The 20,350-nt window shown below is 31.7% G+C and carries 17 protein-coding genes, 1 pseudogene and 1 riboswitch; of the genes and pseudogenes, 6 read left to right on the top strand and 12 right to left on the bottom strand.

The genetic code is table 11. The annotated features are described in order from the left end of the window. Positions 1–16 precede the first annotated feature (16 nt). On the bottom strand, positions 17–1,150 hold the full coding sequence (locus CD135_RS07870) for an FAD-dependent oxidoreductase (protein ID WP_103269175.1): 1,134 nt from the start codon (positions 1,148–1,150) through the stop codon (positions 17–19). Positions 1,151–1,174: 24 nt separating this feature from the next. Then, positions 1,175–1,750, bottom strand: coding sequence for a PadR family transcriptional regulator (locus CD135_RS07865; RefSeq protein WP_017000215.1), 576 nt, complete (start codon positions 1,748–1,750; stop codon positions 1,175–1,177). 216 nt (positions 1,751–1,966) lie between these two features. Between CD135_RS07865 and CD135_RS07860 the strand changes: the two genes are divergently transcribed. Continuing rightward, positions 1,967–3,172 carry a S41 family peptidase gene (locus CD135_RS07860; RefSeq protein WP_103269174.1) on the top strand — a complete coding sequence of 402 codons (1,206 nt, stop codon included), beginning with the start codon at positions 1,967–1,969 and terminating at the stop codon, positions 3,170–3,172. 99 nt (positions 3,173–3,271) lie between these two features. Here CD135_RS07860 and abc-f read toward each other — a convergent pair whose 3' ends face one another. Next, positions 3,272–4,897, bottom strand: a complete 1,626-nt coding sequence (abc-f, locus tag CD135_RS07855) for a ribosomal protection-like ABC-F family protein (RefSeq protein WP_103269173.1) — start codon at positions 4,895–4,897, stop codon at positions 3,272–3,274. Positions 4,898–5,787: 890 nt separating this feature from the next. Between abc-f and CD135_RS07850 the strand changes: the two genes are divergently transcribed. After that, entirely contained in the window at positions 5,788–6,513 is a 726-nt protein-coding gene (locus CD135_RS07850) for a transglycosylase family protein (RefSeq protein ID WP_103269172.1), read from the top strand. Between the two features lie 69 nt (positions 6,514–6,582). On the opposite strand, the gene CD135_RS07845 is transcribed toward CD135_RS07850, so the two are convergent. After that, on the bottom strand, positions 6,583–7,146 hold the full coding sequence (locus CD135_RS07845; RefSeq protein WP_103269171.1) for an RBBP9/YdeN family alpha/beta hydrolase: 564 nt from the start codon (positions 7,144–7,146) through the stop codon (positions 6,583–6,585). A 247-nt stretch (positions 7,147–7,393) separates the two neighbouring features. Between CD135_RS07845 and CD135_RS07840 the strand changes: the two genes are divergently transcribed. Further along, the gene (locus CD135_RS07840) at positions 7,394–8,314 is read left to right on the top strand and encodes a nucleoside hydrolase (RefSeq protein ID WP_103269170.1); all 921 of its coding nucleotides are present in this window, start codon (positions 7,394–7,396) and stop codon (positions 8,312–8,314) included. 139 nt (positions 8,315–8,453) lie between these two features. Here CD135_RS07840 and CD135_RS07835 read toward each other — a convergent pair whose 3' ends face one another. Both CD135_RS07835 and CD135_RS07830 read right to left on the bottom strand, forming a co-directional pair. Next, positions 8,454–9,836 (bottom strand): amino acid permease, encoded by a 1,383-nt coding sequence (locus CD135_RS07835; protein WP_017000208.1) that lies wholly within the window; start codon positions 9,834–9,836, stop codon positions 8,454–8,456. 235 nt (positions 9,837–10,071) lie between these two features. Continuing rightward, positions 10,072–11,265 (bottom strand): CynX/NimT family MFS transporter, encoded by a 1,194-nt coding sequence (locus CD135_RS07830; protein ID WP_167543682.1) that lies wholly within the window; start codon positions 11,263–11,265, stop codon positions 10,072–10,074. Between the two features lie 113 nt (positions 11,266–11,378). On the opposite strand from CD135_RS07830, the gene CD135_RS07825 reads away from it, so the two are divergent. Beyond that, the gene (locus CD135_RS07825) at positions 11,379–11,936 is read left to right on the top strand and encodes a helix-turn-helix domain-containing protein (protein WP_103269169.1); all 558 of its coding nucleotides are present in this window, start codon (positions 11,379–11,381) and stop codon (positions 11,934–11,936) included. A 54-nt stretch (positions 11,937–11,990) separates the two neighbouring features. On the opposite strand, the gene CD135_RS07820 is transcribed toward CD135_RS07825, so the two are convergent. Then, on the bottom strand, positions 11,991–12,848 hold the full coding sequence (locus CD135_RS07820) for a fructosamine kinase family protein (protein WP_017000205.1): 858 nt from the start codon (positions 12,846–12,848) through the stop codon (positions 11,991–11,993). A 206-nt stretch (positions 12,849–13,054) separates the two neighbouring features. Between CD135_RS07820 and CD135_RS07815 the strand changes: the two genes are divergently transcribed. Further along, positions 13,055–13,687, top strand: coding sequence for a phosphatase PAP2 family protein (locus tag CD135_RS07815; protein WP_103269168.1), 633 nt, complete (start codon positions 13,055–13,057; stop codon positions 13,685–13,687). 299 nt (positions 13,688–13,986) lie between these two features. On the opposite strand, the gene CD135_RS07810 is transcribed toward CD135_RS07815, so the two are convergent. The 3 genes and pseudogenes from CD135_RS07810 to CD135_RS07800 all read right to left on the bottom strand — a co-directional run bounded on the left by CD135_RS07810 (position 13,987) and on the right by CD135_RS07800 (position 16,883). Beyond that, positions 13,987–15,222 carry an acetylornithine deacetylase gene (locus CD135_RS07810; protein WP_103269167.1) on the bottom strand — a complete coding sequence of 412 codons (1,236 nt, stop codon included), beginning with the start codon at positions 15,220–15,222 and terminating at the stop codon, positions 13,987–13,989. A 20-nt stretch (positions 15,223–15,242) separates the two neighbouring features. After that, a complete protein-coding gene (tenA, locus tag CD135_RS07805; protein ID WP_064204625.1) occupies positions 15,243–15,920 on the bottom strand; it encodes a thiaminase II in 678 nt (225 codons plus the stop codon). 70 nt (positions 15,921–15,990) lie between these two features. Then, positions 15,991–16,099, bottom strand: a riboswitch (TPP riboswitch). 64 nt (positions 16,100–16,163) lie between these two features. Beyond that, a pseudogene (locus CD135_RS07800) lies at positions 16,164–16,883 on the bottom strand (epoxyqueuosine reductase QueH). Positions 16,884–17,091: 208 nt separating this feature from the next. Between CD135_RS07800 and CD135_RS07795 the strand changes: the two are divergent. Continuing rightward, on the top strand, positions 17,092–17,946 hold the full coding sequence (locus CD135_RS07795; protein ID WP_103269166.1) for a DMT family transporter: 855 nt from the start codon (positions 17,092–17,094) through the stop codon (positions 17,944–17,946). A 68-nt stretch (positions 17,947–18,014) separates the two neighbouring features. On the opposite strand, the gene CD135_RS07790 is transcribed toward CD135_RS07795, so the two are convergent. Further along, the gene (locus CD135_RS07790; RefSeq protein ID WP_103269165.1) at positions 18,015–18,563 is read right to left on the bottom strand and encodes an Nramp family divalent metal transporter; all 549 of its coding nucleotides are present in this window, start codon (positions 18,561–18,563) and stop codon (positions 18,015–18,017) included. 208 nt (positions 18,564–18,771) lie between these two features. Then, a complete protein-coding gene (locus CD135_RS07785) occupies positions 18,772–20,040 on the bottom strand; it encodes a pyruvate MFS transporter (protein WP_064211778.1) in 1,269 nt (422 codons plus the stop codon). Positions 20,041–20,350: the final 310 nt, after the last annotated feature.

Here is a 20,350-nt window from a genome sequence, read left to right as displayed (position 1 = left end):
TTCTAGTTTATAAAAATTATTTTTCCACATCTAAAAAGAATTGTGTCATTTTTTCCGCACCATTTTCCGAGAAAAATATTTCTAAGTTATCTTGTGACTCTTTCGCATGAATTTTTGTAATTTCGAACATTTGTTGTTCATAAACTTTTAATACTTCAGTAAGATTATTAAAGTTTTTAAATGTTTCTGCTAAAAGGTAAGCATCATACAAAGCCATATTTACACCTTCACCAGCGGATGGACTCATAAGATGCGCAGCATCACCAATGATTGTAATATTTGGTTGTGTTGCCCAAGTTAAACCAATAGGAAGTTTATAAATTCTACAGAATTTAATATCATCATAACTATATGCAATATAATTTTTAAGCTCTGAATCCCAGTCACTATATTCAGCTAACAATCTTTCTTTTAATGTGTCCAATGAAAGATTACGATATTCATCAAGTTTTTCATATTTGGTTTTGAAGCTGATGTATGCCATTATACGTCCGTCTCCATTACGTTGACCTAATATAGCTTGATCGCCACCTAAGCCAATTAGCTTACCATTTTTATTGAACTTAAGAAGATCTGGGTGTTCATTCTCATCAGAATTCATATCAATCATAGAAATACCAGTATACTCAGGTTTAGCATTTGTTAAATGAGAGCGTATCTGAGAAAATGCACCATCTGCACCAATTACTAAATCTGTCATAACAGTTGTACCATTTTCAAATACTAGCTCAACTTCCCCATTATCTCGCTGTATCAGCTTTTCAAACTTAAAACCATATTTAATATTTTCCGGATGAATTTGTTCCATTATAATATCACATAATTTCCCACGATCGATTTCAGGCCTATTACCCTCACCTTCTGCATCTTCATCGTATAAAATTTCTCCGTCTTTATTTACAATACGTGTATCTTCACCTTCGTAACGCGCGTGCTTACGAAAATTCTCGAAAATACCAGCCTCTTTCAAAGGTAACTGTCCACTGTCATCATGAATATCTAGTGAACCACCTCCGTCACTATGCATATTTTGATAGCCACGTTCGTAAATAGTGAAAGAGAAACCTTGCCGCTGTAATAGTAGCCCTAGCATTAATCCACCTGGACCACCACCTACAATTGCTATATGTTTTAAATCTTGTTTCTTCATTATTAGTCATTCTTCTTTCAAGTTTTATTTTTCTTCCCTGAATTGTTGAAGTTTTTCTTTAGTTTCCTTAATTAATTGTTGAAACTGTTCATATTTTTTATCATCTTGCATTGAGATTTTACCTGCCAACATAAATGATTTGAAAAGTTCTTGTAATTCACTTCTAGATTCTTTCATTTTTCCCATATCCATACTTTGGAATTGTTCCATACGTTTTGTAAATTCATCATTGTTTCCGTTCTCTTCTAAAAACTGCTTTCCTTCATCAGTAATCGTATAAACTTTTTTCTTGCCATCTTTAGAAATTGACACAAACTCACGATCTTCTAACATTTGTAAAATCGGATAAACACTGCCAGGACTCGCCGAATAGAAGCCTTTAAATTTCGCTTCGAGGTCCTTAATAATTTGGTAGCCATGTTTCGGTTCTTCTAATAACAGATTTAATATAATGAACTGTAAATTGCCTTTTTTGAAAAATCTTTCATTACCTCTTGCAGCAGCGAACATTTTTTCAAAACCATCAAAGCCACGAGAGAAACCTCCGTCATCATGTTGCATCATTGCAAGTCTTCTACTGTGAAATTGTCTGTTGAACATTATTATCACCTTTCCCTTTTCGATATATCGTTATATTAACCGATATATCGTAATTTGATTAAAATAATTGGATTTTTATAATTGCACTTAACAAAAACATCAATAACTAGCTGATATAGCTATAAACAGATGTAATAAGATAATATTTTGGTATAATTGAACCAACTACTTTATAAACTGTTATGAAGTTTATATCTATGAGATGAGGTTTTCTATATGTACAATCAAGAAATGACAACAATTAAAAATCAACTTTTGAATGAATATGCTGGTTATTTAGACAAAACTAAACTTATTCAAAACTTCCCTATTTTTTCTTCCTTTAAAGATAACGAAGATTTTTATTTTTCAATGACTTCTTATTTAAATGAATTTTATGATCCTCATTTGAAAATTATCGATAAAAAAGGACCGTATCCAAATATTCGTGTTCAACTATACGAAGATAAACTATATGTTATTGAATCTAAAAATAGTGATTTAAAAAAGGGTGCTATTATTGAGCGTATTGGAGACTTAAGCATAAAAGAAATTTTATTCTCTAATTCTGATCTGTTAAAGTCTGATAATCCTGAGAGGATGGAATGGACTGATGTTTTAAAAAAGTATAAATACATTAAACATAATTCTAAAGAAATTAATATTCTTTCTGAAGAACGTATTAATTTTTTTGAATCTTACTATACTATAGAAAAAAGTAGGAATTACTTATATATAAGACTCACAGATTTTATGGATACATATACAATAACGAATCTTATAAACTCACATAAACAAGTCATATTAGATTCTAATAATATCATAATAGATTTAAGAGGTAATAGAGGTGGCTCTGATTTTGCTCAATTTGCATTATTGCCATTATTAACAAATAATAACATCTCCACTCAGTATGATTATCCTTATTACCATAGATTTACTAAATCATATTGTGACAATAGATTATTTGAATTAAATAAAATGTTAGAACAACAACCATCATTAAAAGATAATGATGAATTTAATCAATTTTTAAACTTATTTACAGATTACTACGACAAAGGCTTAGTAAATATTAATATTCATAATGACAACGATTATATACATGGATTACGTGATGACTTACCTTCATTAAAAATATTATGCGACTTTGAATGTGCTAGTTCAGGTGAAGGTTTTGTATTAAGGCTTAAAGATTTTAAAAATGCTGAAATAATTGGTAGACCTACAAAAGGTATGAATGACTATAGTAATGTGATGATAGTCGATATTAATAACGACTATCAATTAATGGTTCCACATTCTAAGGATGGTGCAGTAGATGTGAATAAAGGTATGTCCAACAAAGGTGTAGAAGTAGATTATTATATTCCATGGACTCCTGAAGAACTGCACAAAGATATAATATTAGAAACAGCAATTGAAAGATTTAAATCCAGTTAATCTTTCTTTTAATTGGATTACCTTAAACCCACTAATTTTTCATACTAAAAAGACGTTAACAACCAGAACTGATTCAGTTAGGTCGTCAACGTCTTTTCTTTATATTTCATATTGCTTTATTTTTTCTTTTACGTAATCATAGTTGCCTTCGTATTTTGTTAATATTTGTTCTTTCAATAAGTACGTTATATTAAACAATTTATTCAAAAAGTACCTATCGTGAGAAACTGCTATAATCGTTCCATTATATTTTTCTAACGCATCTTCTATTGTTTCTTTAGAGTCTATATCTAAATGGTTTGTCGGTTCATCTAATATGAGCACATTAAAGTTTTGATTAACGATTTGCGCCCATCTTAATCTCATTTTTTCTCCACCACTAAGATATTTAATAGGTTTAAACACATCTTCACCATAAAATAAAAACTGTGCTAATATATGTCTTGCTTGACCTTCTGTCACATTCACAACTTCCCTAAATACTTCGATAACTGTTTCAGAATTTAAGTTTTCAAAAGTATGTTGTGATAAGTAACCAATTCTTAAATTAGGTGCAAGCTTTATTTTACCTTCATATTGTTCTTCGTTTCCTAATATTAATTTTAAGATTGTACTTTTACCTGTACCATTATCACCAATAATAGCTACGTGCTCTTTTCTTCTTATTAATAGGTTAATATTCTCAAATAAAATATCATCATACATTTTTGATATATTAACAAATTCAACAACATCGTTTGAAACACGTTGCCCTTCAGATAAATTCACATTCATTTTTTTATTTTCTAATATAGGCTTTTCAACTCTTTTTATTCTGTCCAATGCTTTTTCCATACTTTTCGCTCGTTTATACATCGCTGCATTTGGTGGCTTCGCTTGGCTCGCCCATAATCTCAATTGCTTAATAGATTCTTCCATTTTTTTAATCCGCTTTTGTTGAGTCTGATAAGCTTCAAATTCTCTAATTATACGAGCTTCTTTTTCTTTAACGAAGTAACTATAATTTCCGTTGTAGATATGAAGCGTTCCTTGATCAATTTCTATAATTTGATTGACTGTTTCATCTAAAAAGTATCTATCATGAGAGACAATTACAATTGCTCCAGAGTATTGTTTAATAAAATCTGTTAACCAATCTATTGCTGAGATATCCAAATGATTTGTAGGTTCATCTAATAGAAGCAACTTAGGTTGTTTAAGTAGAATTTGTGCCAAGCCTACTTTCGTTCTCTCACCACCAGATAATTTACTCCATGTTGACTCCAATAAGTTACTTATCTTTAGTCCATGGCTAACTCTTCGGATTTGTGCATCTTTCTCGTAGCCACCATGTTCTTCATATAATTCTTGTAATTGACCATATTGTTTTAACAATTTATTTAAATCGTCTGGATTATTTGCCATTTTTAATTCTATATCACTCATTCGCCCAGCAATATTATTCAACTCTTCAAATACTTCTGACAAACATTCGTATATATTTTTATCGTCTTGATATTTCGGTAATTGATTTAAATAACCTATTGATAAATTTTTCTGCCAGCTGATTTGCCCCTCTGTCGGCGCTTCTACACCAGCCATCAATTTTAACAGCGTACTCTTACCTTCACCATTTCTTCCAACTAATCCTACGCAATCACCATCATTTAAATCATATTTTATATCGTCAAAAATAATATCTCCCATATAAGATTGCGTAACTTTCGATATATTTATAATATTCATATTTGCTTCCTCCAAATTGTACTATAAGGAAGCTAGTGCTAGATGTTCCTTATAGCGATTTTTTCTTCAAAAAAGACACACTCCACCAATTTTGGAGAAAAATCCGCAAATTTGTTGCGAACGATTACTATAAATCTGCAACTATTAGCTAAAAGAAACATCTAAAACACCTCCGTTCAAAAATAAGTTACTTCTATTATATATTCTATAACGTGTTTCTTCTATATATAGAGATAAATTAAAAAGTTTATTTTTATAAATACTTGCAATGCTATTGATTTCTATTTCAAACTCAATTATTCCTTCATATTTATTACAATAAGATTACAAAGATTACTGACTGATTACTGACTGATGACTAATGCTATAAGTCGATAAACCACCAGTAATAAAACTGATAATTCTGTATTTTGTAGTCAACTTCGCTTAAAACATACTCGCAGTAGTTCTCAACTTGTATGTAAATATTTCAGATTATTTATTAAAATAAAAATATAACATCATTTTAAAATTAATATTTCAGAGTAATGCTTAATTTTTTGTTCTTACTTTTTACCTTTAATTAATAAATTCAAATATCTTAATTTTTTATAATAAACTGTCACAACAGTTCTCAGAGAGTTTTTAGTCATAAAAAATACCATATATACAGTTAAATAAGAAAGAGTGAAATAAAGTGTATTATTACAAGGTGTGACATGAAGCAATTTTTATTACAGAATCAATTTGACATTGTAACCTTTTGTTATTTGACTGTAATTTACAAAGGGCTCATATATGTTATTGTTGTCTTGTCCCATTTTCACAGGGAAGAATTTTTTAACTAACAAAGAAATTATCAGCTAACATTAATAATAAAATTATAAAATATTACGGAGGGTTTTTAAATTATGAAAAAAGCAATTTTATCTTCATCATTAGCAGTAGCAATCGGTGCAACAGGAGTAGCTTCAACTAACGTAGCAGACGCTTCAGAACAAAATGTAAACAAGGAAGAACTAGCTCAGTTAGCTCAAGCTAATGCACCACAACTTAACCAAGAAGCTATCCAAGAAGGCGCTTATGACATCAACTTTACTTTAGATGGTTTCGAATATAACTTCGAATCAGATGGTCATAACTTCACTTGGGGTTACCATGCAACTAATGCAGCAGACACTGAAGCTCAAGCTCCAGAAGCTACACAAGAGCCAGTTGCTGAACAACCTGCAGCTGAACAAACTCAAGCTCCAGCTGAAGAAACACAAGCTCCAGCTGCAACAGAACAAGAATCAAACAATGTTGAGGCTCCTCAAGTAGAAGCACCTAAACAAGAAGCTCAACAAACTCAAGAAACTAAAACTACACAAACTTCTTCAGCATCTGAAGGTTCAAATGTAGAAGTTAATGATCACTTAAAAGCAATCGCTGAACGTGAATCAGGCGGAGACCTAAAAGCTGTTAACCCATCTTCAGGTGCAGCAGGTAAATACCAATTCTTACAAAGTACTTGGGATTCAGTAGCTCCTGCAGAGTATAAAGGTGTATCACCAACAGAAGCTCCTGAAAGCGTACAAGACGCAGCTGCTGTTAAATTATACAATGAAGTTGGCGCTTCACAATGGGTTACTGCATAATATATAAGCAGTTATAAACTTTATTCAACAAAATAATCCAACGCCCTCGGCAATAGCTGAGGGCGTTTTTTATGCTTTATTAAATATTTCTTCTACATAATACTTAACTTCAGGAAATGAATCGTAACCATCTTCTTCACAAAAATGACCGTCATGATGCTTTTTAAATACTTTTGCATCTAATCTTTCTGCCAATGATTTACTTAATGGATAAGACACAGTAGGATCTTTCGTTGCACCTATAACGACTCTATACGGTACTACATCTTTAATTTTCTCATAATCTACATTTGTTGATTCTATAAACCCATCTAATTCAGGAAATTTTATTATCTTTTCATCAAATCCTGCAACTAGTACAAGACCTTTTATGTTAATATCACTTGTTACATTAGATATCATATCTAATACAGTGATTACTCCTAAACTATGAGCTACTATAATATTTTCACCACTAGATAAATCTATATTTTCTTTTAAAGTTTGTGACCATTCTTCTAGCTTAGGTTCTGTAGAATTAGGAAAATCAATTAAATGGCCATCTACCTCTGGAAATTGATTTTTTAACCAATCAAACCAATTTTTTTGGCTATTGGCGTTATACCCGTGTGCTATATATAAATGTTTACTCAATTAAATCACCTTCCAATGAATAATTCTTGCATATCAAACCTAGTATCGCCATTAGCATACCACCTACAGGAAATATGAGCCACCAAAAACTCGATAAAAACTCCCAACCATTCATTACTCTCTCATTTGTAGTATTAATAGTAGCTAATGTTAAAACAATCATATTTTGGTGAAATCGCTTTATACATATAAAATTATATGGTTTGTTATAATTATTAGTATAGATATTTTACAAAGGAGTGGGATTATGACAACACCAATTATAATTGATACTGATCCCGGTATTGATGATATTATCGCAATTTCAGCAGCTTTAAATTCACCAGAACTAGATGTTCGGTTAATCACATCTATTGGAGGAAACGTTGGAATTGAACATACGACTAGAAACGCAATTGACATTGTAGATTACTTTAAGAAGGAAGTACCTGTAGCTAAAGGTGTCAATAAACCTTTATTAAACGCTTTATCTACGGCTGAATATGTACATGGACACAATGGTATTGGTAATTATGAATTTAATACTTCACAACGTTCAAATATTTTAGAAGACAACGCTGTAATTGCTATGAGAAATGTGATTATGCAGTCTGATGAACCTATTACATTAATTCCAATAGGACCATTAACAAATATTTCTCTTTTATTTTCACTTTTCCCAGAAACGATTGAAAATGTAGAAAAAATAGTGTTAATGGGTGGCGCAGCTGTCGGTGGAAATGCTACGCCCGTAGCGGAATTTAATATATTCGCTGATCCTCATGCTGCTCACATTGTATTTAATCAAGATTTACCTATTGTGATGTGTGGATTAGATGTCACAAGAGAAACGATGATTAACCAAGATGATGTTGAACGTCTTGCTCAATTAGGTGATTTTGGAAAAATGATTACGACGATGCTCGATGTATACAACGATTCAAACTCTGGGGGTGCAAACCAACACATTATTCATGATCTTAGCACAATATTCTACTTATTGTATCCAGAAATTTACGAAACTAAAAAAGCAAATATTTCTGTTATAACAGAAGGACAAGCAGAAGGTTGTACATATACTGAATTTAATGAAGATGGTTTAGTAGATGTATGTATACATGCAGATAACGAAAAATTCAGATCATATTTTGTTGATTTTGTAGAAGATATTTATAAAGAATTTGGATAAATAAAAATGGACACTACAAATCTCACATATTAAATAAATGCTCCTAATCCTCGAGTAAAATATACACTGGATTAGGAGCATTATGTTGAGTAAGGAATTTCTACCTTATTCTCTTTTTTATTTTAAATATATATGAATTTTAGTATTCTCCTCTATCAACTCTATGATGGCCTCTTAAGAAATAAATAACTGTCATCAGTGATAAGAAGACAATACCTATAATAACTGATACTCTTGTTTCTGCATTAAATAACATACCTATCAATACTAATACAAAGAAAGCTAATGTTATATAATTTGTGAAAGGAGCGCCAGGCATTTTGAATGGATGTCCATCTAATTCTTCTGGATGATTTTTTCTAAATCTAATATGACTAAGTAAAATCATAAACCATGGCACCATACCTGGTAGTATAGACGCACTATATACATAAACGAATATATTTTCTGAGCCATCAATAATTAATGGTAATACGATGTTTAAAATAACACCTACAAAAATACCAACTGAAATTGCTAATACTGCAAAGAATGGTACACCTGTTCTCATAACTTTTGTAAATATGCGAGGCATTTGTCCTTTTTGAGCAAGTGTATAAACCATACGACTTGAACTGAAAATACCTGAGTTACAACCTGACATCGCTGCAGTAATAACAACAAAGTTAATTAATCCTGCTGCTATTGTAATACCTACTTTAGCGAATGTTGCAACGAAAGGACTACCTACATTTCCTAATTGGTCCCAAGGATAAACAGTTACGATTACAAAAATTGCACCTATGTAAAAGATTAAAATACGCCAAATTACGCCGTTTACTGCACTTTTAATATTTTTCTTAGGATCTTTTGTTTCTCCTGCTGTAATCCCTATTAATTCCACACCTTGATAGGATCCGACAACCATGGATAATGCAAAGAAGAAGCCTACTATACCTTTAGGGAAAAATCCACCGTGTTCTGTTAAATTACTTAAACCAATTGCATTTCCGCCATTACCAAATCCAAAGAATATAAGCCCGAAACCTGCAACTATCATTAAGATAATTGTGACTACTTTAATCATCGCAAACCAGAATTCAAACTCTCCAAAAGCTTTAACTGACACTAAGTTTGCAGTTGCTAAAGTTAGTACAACGATAACCCCTGGTATCCATGTTGGTAAGTCTGGCCACCAATACTGCATATATTGACCTACAGCTATTACTTCACTCATACCTACTACAATCCACTGGAATATATTACTCCATGCAGTTACATATCCTGCTACTGGATGTAAATAATCACTTGCATAGTTTGCAAATGAACCTGTTGTTGGGTATAAATAAACCATTTCTCCCATAGCTCTCATGACTAAATATAAGAATAGCCCTGCTACTAAATATGCAAGTATTGCTGATGGTCCAGTCCATAAAATAGTGCTTGAAGCACCCATAAACAGACCTACACCAATTGTTCCACCAAGCGCTATCATCTGCACTTGACGAGAACTAAGACCCCTTTTTAAATGATTGTCTTCCATCTTTTCGTGTCACTCCCATACCTATTTACCAATTTTAAGTTTATTTTTTAAACTGCATGAGACAATTATACTATAAAGAGTGAGAAATAAAAGTATAACCAGAAAGCGTTTTCCGATTTATGTAAAAAATGTGGTGCAATGTTCATTAAATTGTAATATTTACCATAATTATTTTATTTATGTAAACAAAAAGATTACTCATACTATCTGTTGAGCAATCTTTTAAATTCATATTTTATTTAGTTTGTAAAGTTTGTTCTATTGTTCTATTACGTCCTGCTTGTGAACCAAAGAACATAATTAACAATGCGGTAAATAGTAAAACGCCAAATGATGTATTCCAACTGCCTGTAGCGTCATGTAATATTCCGAAGAACAATGGACCTATAGCGGCGAATAAATAACCAACAGCTTGAGACATACCTGATAGCTTAGCAGCTGTGTATCCATGTTCTGTTCTTAAACCAAAGAACGTGTTTACTAGACCAAAAGCTAAACCGCTCGCTATACCAAGTAAGACGATGCCTATAATCGCCCACTCAGGTTTAATCATTAACGATAAAATTCCTAGTACAAACAATAACCCTGTAATAAATGTGATTAAAAATTGTGATTTCATTTTTTCAGCAAATATTGGTGTTATAAATGTTAATGGTATAATTGCAAGCTGTAAAATTGATAGATATATACCAGCCGCATTTATTGAGATACCATTACTTAATAAAAACTCTGGAAGCCAGTTTATCAATGAATAAAATATTAATGATTGTCCACCCATTAATAACGTTATTTGCCATGATAATGGAGATTTCCAAACATTTATATTAGCATTGTTTTGTTGAGTAGAAATTTTTTCATGTTTTTTTAGTTGAAATGACCAAATAATAATACCGAGTAGTGTAACGACTCCTATTAAACTAATCGCAAAATTATAATTAAAACTTTTCACTAATGGAGCAGTTACATATGAAGAAACACTACCAAATATATTCATCGTAACAGTATAATAACCAGTCATTATACCTATACGTAATGGGAAATTCATTTTAATAATACCTGGTGTGAGTACATTTCCAAAAGCAATACCTACACCTATAAGTAGTGTACCTATGTATACCCAAGATACGCCTGTAATTGCTCTTAATACAATACCTAGAAAAATTAATATTAAAGCACCAAATACTGTACGCTCTAAACCAAATCTATGACTGATCTTAGCCGCAAATAGTGAAACTACTGAGAAAGATAATAACGGTAATATTGTAATAACACTTACAGTAGTATTAGATAAATCTAAACTCTCTTTAATAGAAGGTAATGCAATACCTACAGAAGTAATAGGCGCTCTTAAACTTGCTCCTATAAGCAAGATTCCTATAAACAGCATCCAATTCGTTTTTTTATTATGTTGCCTTAAATCTTCTGACATAAAACATTCTCCTATTTTATATTTTCTGTTATAATGTACAAAACGTTCGTTATAAAGAACAAATCATATTGTACAGTACGTTCATTACATTGTAAACAGGAGTTGTTTAATTAATGCAAAATAACATCCATACGATTGTTGCACATAACCTTTCACAGTATCGAAACAATCAACAACTAAGTTTAAGTACCGTTTCAAAATTAACAGGCGTTAGTAAGACGATGCTTAACCAAATAGAAAATGGTCAATCCAATCCAACGATTACAACACTATGGAAAATAGCCAATGGTCTACACATACCTATATCAGATTTAATCTCTAATAAAAACGAAAATATTCATTGTATTTCAAAGTCAGACACCATACCTATTTATAATGAACATCAAACTGTTATTATTTATCCTTACTTTCCTTTTAATGTTGATAAACAATTTGAAATGTTCAACATGGAATTAGAAGAAAATGCTGAAATGGATTCAGAAGGCCATCATGTAGGTTCAGAAGAATATATCATCATACATAATGGTACGTTAGAACTTGATATTAATGGGATGACCAATACTATAACAAAAGATGATGCTATACATTTTTATTCTGATGTACCCCATACGTATCGTAATGTTGGTAGTGAACGCATCCACTTAACAGCTAGTATTCAATATAAAAAATAAACTTTATACATAAAACCCCTTCACTACTTTATTAGCGAAGGGGTTTTAATTTACTTAATCATTTAATATATCTTTCATTGTACGGTTCACACTACCAGCATATAGGCTACCAAATTTAACAAGGTGTACCATTAATAAATATAGCTCATAAAACTTTATACGTTCATTAGCGCCTTTACTTAGAGGTAATGCTTCATTATAAGCATCATAAAAGTCTTGTGTGAAACCTCCGAATACTCGTGTTGCGCCTAAATCAAATTCTCTGTCCCCATATAAAGGAGATGGGTCGAATAAAGCTGGTTTTCCGTCCGTTAAGAACATGTAATTGCCTGCCCATAAATCCCCATGTAATAACGAAGGTTTACTAGTGTGGTGTTCTAATTCTTCTAATATCGTTTCACGTACATTTTCGTAAGTGTCTAATTCGTCTTGTGACCAAAGTCCTCTATTCATAATTTCATCGCGAAGTTGATCAAGTCTTTGATGAACAAATAGTTCTGCCCATGTATCTTTCCAACCATTTTCGAATGTTATATCACTGCCTTCATAAGGCGTATCAAATCCAAATTTACCATTAGGTTCATAGTTACTATGCAATTTCGCTACTAATTGTCCTAATTCTTTCTGACTTCCAGACCGACCTTCTTCTAAGAAGTTCAGTAGTAAATACGCATCACCATTAATTTCACCATGCGCTTCTACTATAGGTGCTCTGACACCAGCCGCTTCAAAAGCTTCTAATCCCGCTATTTCGGCTGCATAAAAATCTTCTGAACGATTTTGTTGAACAAGTAAGAAATAGTCACCCTCTTTACTTTCAATTTTATAAGCGTCGTTCACATCACCACCACTTACTGGTGTTATTTTTTGTATATTCTCTATCGGTAATTGAGATTGCCAATCTTTATTCATGAAAATGCCTCACTTTCTTAAATTTATCATCATATATTATTAACTACCCTTTTTGTTTAAGACAAATCTAGGTCGTCATGTGCAATGCTAATTAGTATCTAAAGAGACTAGATTATTAGGTCGTCCTAAAGTTGTATTGTGCTAAATGTCTATCTCATTTAAAATAGTATTAATGTACAAAATACACAGAAGGAGCTTTATGCATCTTGAAGAAGGATACAAAGTTAATCATATCTTACTCTATTATTTTCATTATATTACTTGCTAGTGTACTAACACGATACATATATCCTCTTGATTATGCTGTTCACGATTTTATTGAATCAACAGCAACGATATTTAGATTAAACACTTATCTAACTGTTATTTCTTTTTTATTTTCACCTTCTCATGTTGTTATTATGATAGCAATAATGTTGATTGGCATTTATTTTTATAAACGAACAGTATTTTCAACCTATACCATATTTGCTATAACATCACTTGTAGTTGGCACAGCCTTAAAATATATTATCCAAAGGCCAAGACCTTCAGAATTTATAGATGGCTTTAGCTTTCCTAGTTTACATACATTAACTTTATTCGTAGCTATCTTTATTGCTACATGCTTCTACGATAAAGCAATTGTAAAATGGATATTTGGTATATTAATTGTTTCTATGATGTGTTCAAGAATGTATTTAAACGCTCATTTCTTCTCAGACACATTCGCAAGTTTAATCATTGTCCATTCAATTTATATAATCATAGTTAACATGCAAAATAAAATTAAAGATAAACGTTTATTGGAAGAAAATAAGAGCAATAGTAAAATTCAAAACAACCAACAACAAAGCTAGTGTATAAACCCATAGCTCTAAAAAAGTCTACTAGTCCGTTAATTATAATTTAATGGATTAGTAGACTTTTTATGTATATACGATTTTGAAAGTGCATGTAAGCTTAAGGTGTTGCTCGACCCAGTAGTCTCTCACTCATACTATTCCTCCGATCGTCAGCACTTTGCAAAATCGTTCAAGGTGAAATATATAGAGCTAACGTGCTTGTTTATAGTCACTAGCTAGTTAGAATATGTAACGGGCTAGTCTTTTATTTCTTGCACGTTAGAGCACCCACTCTCTTCTAGTTTATTTCACTTTTATAATTTTTCAGGGTTTGAATACCATTCTTTTAAAAATTGGTATAATACGTCGCTAAAGTTTTCTAAGTCTTTTATTTTTATCTTTTCGTTTACTGAGTGTGCTTCTTTTAGCTCTCCAGGTCCATACAATATTGTTGGAATGTCAAAATAATTCAACCATCCTCCGTCTGTCACGGTCGTACTGATTCCCTGTTGTAGCTGACTTTCCATAACTTTCTCATGTGCTTTTGCTAACATTTTGAGTCCTGGGTGTTCTGTCGGTAACGTGAAACTAGGAAAAATCTCACCTTTGTCTTCGATCATGGAAGATCCGCCCCATTCAAATTGTAACGGGTTATCTCTCAACCAAATGTCCGCTTCTGCTACTTTATTTAAATATGATTCGATTTCTTCAACAACTTCTTGGTAATTTTCATTCGGTAAATAATGCACCGTAATCCATAATCGACATTGGTCTGCTATAAATGCAGGGTGACGCCCTCCTTCAATAACGGCTGGGTTAATTGTTGTTGTTCCACTTGGCATATTTGGATATTGTTTCATAACAGACCAATGTTGTTCTAATTCTTGCAATGCTTGTATTATTTTGCTCATTTTTTCTATTGCACTTGCTCCAAATAATCCTCCACCAGAATGTATCATCTGTTGTCTAGCACCATCATGTATGGTTTCTTTACTTTGTACAGTTATCCATCCAGTTATTACGCCACCTTGACCTTGTGCTATTTGATTACTAGTATCTAATACTATAGCTAAATCGGCTGCTTCAATTTGTTCGCAAGCATTCTTTGTACCTGCTTCTCCTACTTCTTCACCTACTACAGATTGAATGATAATATCGCCTTTCGGTTGAATATCTTCTTTACAAAGTTTTTCAATCACATATAATAACGTTCCAAATCCACCTTTCATGTCGCTTACACCACGACCATATAAATATTCATCTGCTTTCGTTAACTGAAATGGAGGATGCAACCATTCTGAAGTATCTCCAACTTCTGCTACATCTACATGACCATTTAAAATCAATTTAGGTGCATCTTTGTCCGTTCCTCTCAACACCGCATTAATGACACTATCATTTTCATATAATGGTATGCGTTCTATTTCAAAATTAAGTTCTTTAAGTAAATCTTCAATGTCATCTTGTAATGGATCAGTGTTGCGAGCAGGAGGACTTTCAGTATTAAACTTGATGAGCATATCGATTAAATCAAAATGTCTTTGGTTCATTTCTACTACCTGCCTTTAGTTTATTTTACTGGCACTGACCACGTTTCTAAATTCTCAGCCATCTCCCAGAACATATATTCATAGTAGCTCGTCTTTACGACTATATTTTCTAATCGCGCTAATTCTTCTTCAGTCTTACCTTCAGCTACTTTATCCATTAATTCAATACAATCTTCTTTAAATAAAGTAAATTCGTCAGATGAATACATTTTCACCCATTCTCCGTAAAGTGGATGATCTGTTGCTCCTTCAATATTTGCTAGTTTCAAACCAATATAATTATAGCTCCATGTACAAGTTAAAATAGCTGCAATCACATTTTCAATTCCACCTTGTTGAGCTAAATTCAGCATATAGCTTGTATATGCTACAGTAGTTTCTGCTGGTTCTGTTTCTTGTAGCTCCTCTTCAGAAATGTCGAATTGCTTAGCATATCCGCGGTGTAAATCCATTTCGGTATGCAACGTTCCATTTGCCAAATCTGCGTACGTTGTCATCATATTTAAGTCTGTAGATTTAGATGCTCCTATTAAAAATAATCTCGTATACTCAATTAAGTAAATATAATCTTGCCTTAACCAATGTTTAAACTTTTCTTGTTCCAACGTACCTTTACCTAACTTTTCAATAAATGGATGTTCTAAATAAGATGCCCAAATTGGTTCGACACGCTCAAATAATCTTTCTGTAAATTTCATGATATTTTCCTCCTTAAGAATATAAAAAAAACGCTATTTTCCATTAGAAAATAGCGTGTACTCACATACAGATAAAGTTACGCCACTTTCCTACGCTAGTATCATCTAGATCAGGTTCAAGGAATTTTAAAGTTAATCTTTAATCTCAGCCTAAAAATAAGGCACTTCCAGTGGTTTCTTCGTATATTTAATTAGTTCGTAACACCAACATACATTCTTTTTATATTTTTTGCAAATTTCAATTTATTCACATGACTTTAAAAATGCTTTAGCACTTTTATTCACTTCTTTAAAATCAATACCTTGTTGCATAGCCGCAAATACACAACCACAATAGCATTGTCTAAAAATATCATATTCCTTACACATCGTAATTTATCTTTCATATCCTTTATTCTTCTTAAAATCACTCGGTAAATAATGAACATTATAAATACTTTGTACTTCCATACCTAATTCATTAATCAATTGAGCGTTCTTCTTAGGTGACAGTGTTAAAGCACTCGCAAAATAGTCATAGCCTAAGTTTACAGCCGCTTCAGCAACAAGTTCTAGACGCATTTCAAAACAAGCAGTACACCTTAGACCACCTTCATTCTCATCAGCAAGTTCTTTATCCTTTACCATTTTCATAAATTTATGTGGCTCATATGGCGCCTCTATATATTTGACATTCGTATTCATTTTCTCATTAAAAGCTGTAACAAAATCTTCTTGAACCTTAGCTCTTCTTTGATACTCAGCTTTAGGATGAATATTAGGATTCGCAAAATAAATCGCAACATCAGCATATTCCGTTAACAACTCTAACGTATAAGTACTACAAGGTGCACAACAACTATGAATTAAAATACTAGGTCTTTCCTCTTGACGCTCCCAATCACTTATCATTTTTCTCATTACTCTATCGTAATTAATCTTTTGATTTTTCATCTTATCAATAATGTTATTCGCAGCAATCAACCTCAACACTCCTTATGTTAAAAATTGTAAAATATATTTTATTTTATAACAATCAGTGATGAGAGGCAATTGTGTTAAGGTTGGATTAAGTATGAAGTTCGTTAATTATATAAAAACTAAATTCACTTTGTTTAAATTCTTATATTTCTTCTGTAACATCATAATTGGAGTTTAATTTTAGTATAACTTTTAAGTAAGGAGGTTAATTATGAGAAAGTACACTTTATTATTTACTTTAAGTTTAATTTGGGGTTCTCAATTTTTATTCATTGCTCTGATTACACATGATGCTTCTGCTATTACGATTTCTTTTTATAAAGCATTACTTGCTACTTTATTTTTATTTATAATGACATTATTCATGCGCAAGACGCCCTATAAAAAACAATGGAGTCTTTACATATTAATTGCTATTTTTGAAGTTGTTATTCCATTTATATTTATTGTGCAAGGTCAGCGTTATATTTCTAGTGGTATGGCTTCTATTATTATTGCATTAACACCTGTGTTCACATTGTTTATTTTAATTTTAATTAGACAACGTAAATTTAATTTAGTTGAGATTTTCGCTTTAATATTAGGTATTTTTGGTATTGTAATACTTTCTTGGAATCCTGAAAAATTAGGTTTAGCAGAATATGTTTCACTAGGTCTATTATTAATTGCTTCATTAAGTTTTGCTATATCTTTAGTTCTTATGCAAAATTTACAAGATGACGTTCCAATCCATCATATGAGAAACGTTTTATCGATTGCGACCATTATTTTAATACCAATTACTATATTTTCTTCTAATACATTTACTTTACACTTTGATTCTTTACAGTGGTCTTCCTTGATCATACTTGGTTTAGTCCATTCTGCTTTAGCTTATGTTATTTATAACATTCTCGTTAGACAATACGATGCTGTGTTTGCTTCGTTATCAAATTATATTGTACCTGTCGTTGGAGTATTATTAGGCGTTTTAATATTACATGAGCATTTAACGCTTAACATTATAATTGGTAGCGCAGTTGTTTTATTATCATTGATTATTTCTCAACAAGTTAAAAGCGGCTAAAATATTTAAATTTCATAATAAAAAGTCTTGTTCTTAAATCAGAACAAGACTTTTTATACGTTATAATGTTATTGTTTTTCTTTTCTATATATATTCTCTTTCTTTTTTCCTTTTGCTAGTTCATCTATAAGCTTATCTAAGTATCTAATCTCTTGCATGATTGGTTCTTCTATATCTTCAACACGAATACCACAAATGACACCTTTAATTAATCTTCTATTTGGATTTAAATTTGGTGCTTCGTTAAAGAATGTACCGATTACTTCGGCGATATCTGTTGCCATAATAGCTAATTCTGCTAACACCCATGAAAAAATACCAAGTGGTTTATTCGACATATACTTTGTAACTTGTGCTAAATCCATACCACTCGCAACGCCTAAACGAGCACTCATACTTTGTAATAACATCGCTGCTAAACTTGATAATAAAATAATAAATAATAATATATATCCAAATTGTGCCCCGCCAGCCATAGATGTAATCCAGTTACCTGGATCCATGTATCCGACTGCTACTAGTAAGCCGGGTCCTAAATACATGAGAAATTTTCTAAAAGCATTTGCCTCAGAGTCAAAGGACACTGTACTATTAATTTCTTCTAAACTTCTGCCCATATCTAACACCTCTATATGAAGAGGATAAACCTATTAACTTGTTTTATAAATATTTTTGTTAGGTGTACCTAAACTTTTATACTAGTTTGAAATTGCATATATAATTAAAAACTCCTAATCCATTAGTTAAATATACTAGGATTAGGAGCTTTATTTTGATCTTGGGGTTTTCATCCCAAGATCACCTTTATAAATCATTAAACTAAACTTAAACGTTAGAATCTTTTACTAAAGGATTATCTGGTTTAATAAAGAACCACATAATGATTGCAAATACTACTGGTACCATCATTAATTGTAATGTCATTGTCCAACCAATTCTATCAGCTAGGAAACCTGCTAATAATGGACTGAGTAATGCACCGATGTTACCCCACAAGTTCATCCAACCTGAAACTGTACCTGCAAAGTTACGACCTAAATCAGTAGCTGTAGCCCAACTCATACCCATTGATAAACCTACACCACCTAAACAAAGTGATAACCAGAATATGTTCATAGCTAAACTATCTGTCGATAATGCAAAGTAAAGTGAGATACAGAATACAACAAATCCAGATATTGCGATTACGCCACGTGCCATAAATTTAGATTTACCGCTTGATAAAATTTTATCTGAAATAGTACCACCTAGCATAATCAATATAAACATTGCTAACCAAGGTGCACCTGCAATGAATCCCATTTTATTAAATTCTACATGATGTGTTTCGTGTATGTATGTAGGTAACCAAATTAAGAATAACGTGATAACAAACTGTACAACAAAGTATTGTGCTGCAATTGCGTAAAAACTGAATCTACTGAAAAATACTTTCCATGGAGCAGTAGTCTTATCAGTTTCTACTACATCACGCGTTTCCATAATATATCTTTGTTCAGCTTCGTTAACCATTTTATGTTGTTCAGGTAAGTCTTTCGCAATAATTGCCCAAAGTATAGCAATTACGATACCAACTAGACCGAATATATAAAACACTGCTTGCCAGCCAAAAGCGTTCATAATAGCAATTGTCACTATTGGTGCAATAACAGGTCCGAAATACGACCCTGCTAATAATGCAGAAGATGCTCTACCTTTTTCATTTTTATTAAACCAATAACTGTTAAATACTGCGTTAGAAGGGTACATTGGCGCTTCACCGACACCGAATAAGAAACGTACAAGATATAATAATCCGTGATTCTTAATAATACCTGTTAAAATTGTGAAAGCACTCCACCAAAGTAGTGCAATTGTTAACATTTTCTTAGGACCAAATTTCTCCGCTAAAACCCCTGAAGGTACTTGCATTAAAGCGTAACCTAATGAGAAGAATGACGCTAATAAACCAAATTGCGTCTTGTTCATATTTAAATCTTCCATCATTGGTCCTGCAATTATAGAAATATTTGAACGGTCCATATATGCGATTATACCGATAATGAAAAATGCAATTGCAAAAAACCATCTAATATTAGTTCTTTTTTCCTTCATATTTATCCAACTTTCATAATTAATTTATCCATAAATTCATGCGGTCATATGATGACTTATTTAATAAATTGAATATAGCATAATAAGGAAACGCTTACAACATAAATTTTTATAGTTTAAATTAAATATAGTTTGTGATTAATTGCACATAAATTAGATTAACTAAAAATTCCTTTTATTTTTAATACTAAAAAAGCCACCCCATTAAATTTATTGAAGTGAACCCTGTCAAGTAGACAACTAAATAATAAAAATGTCTTTTTGGTCGAATTCATAGCTAAGCTATGGATTTGGCCATTTTTAATGTAAT

Origin of the sequence: Mammaliicoccus lentus, assembly GCF_002902755.1 — a bacterium.
In the GTDB taxonomy this organism is placed as follows: Bacteria; Bacillota; Bacilli; order Staphylococcales; family Staphylococcaceae; genus Mammaliicoccus; species Mammaliicoccus lentus.
This window is presented reverse-complemented; position numbering and strand designations above follow the sequence as displayed.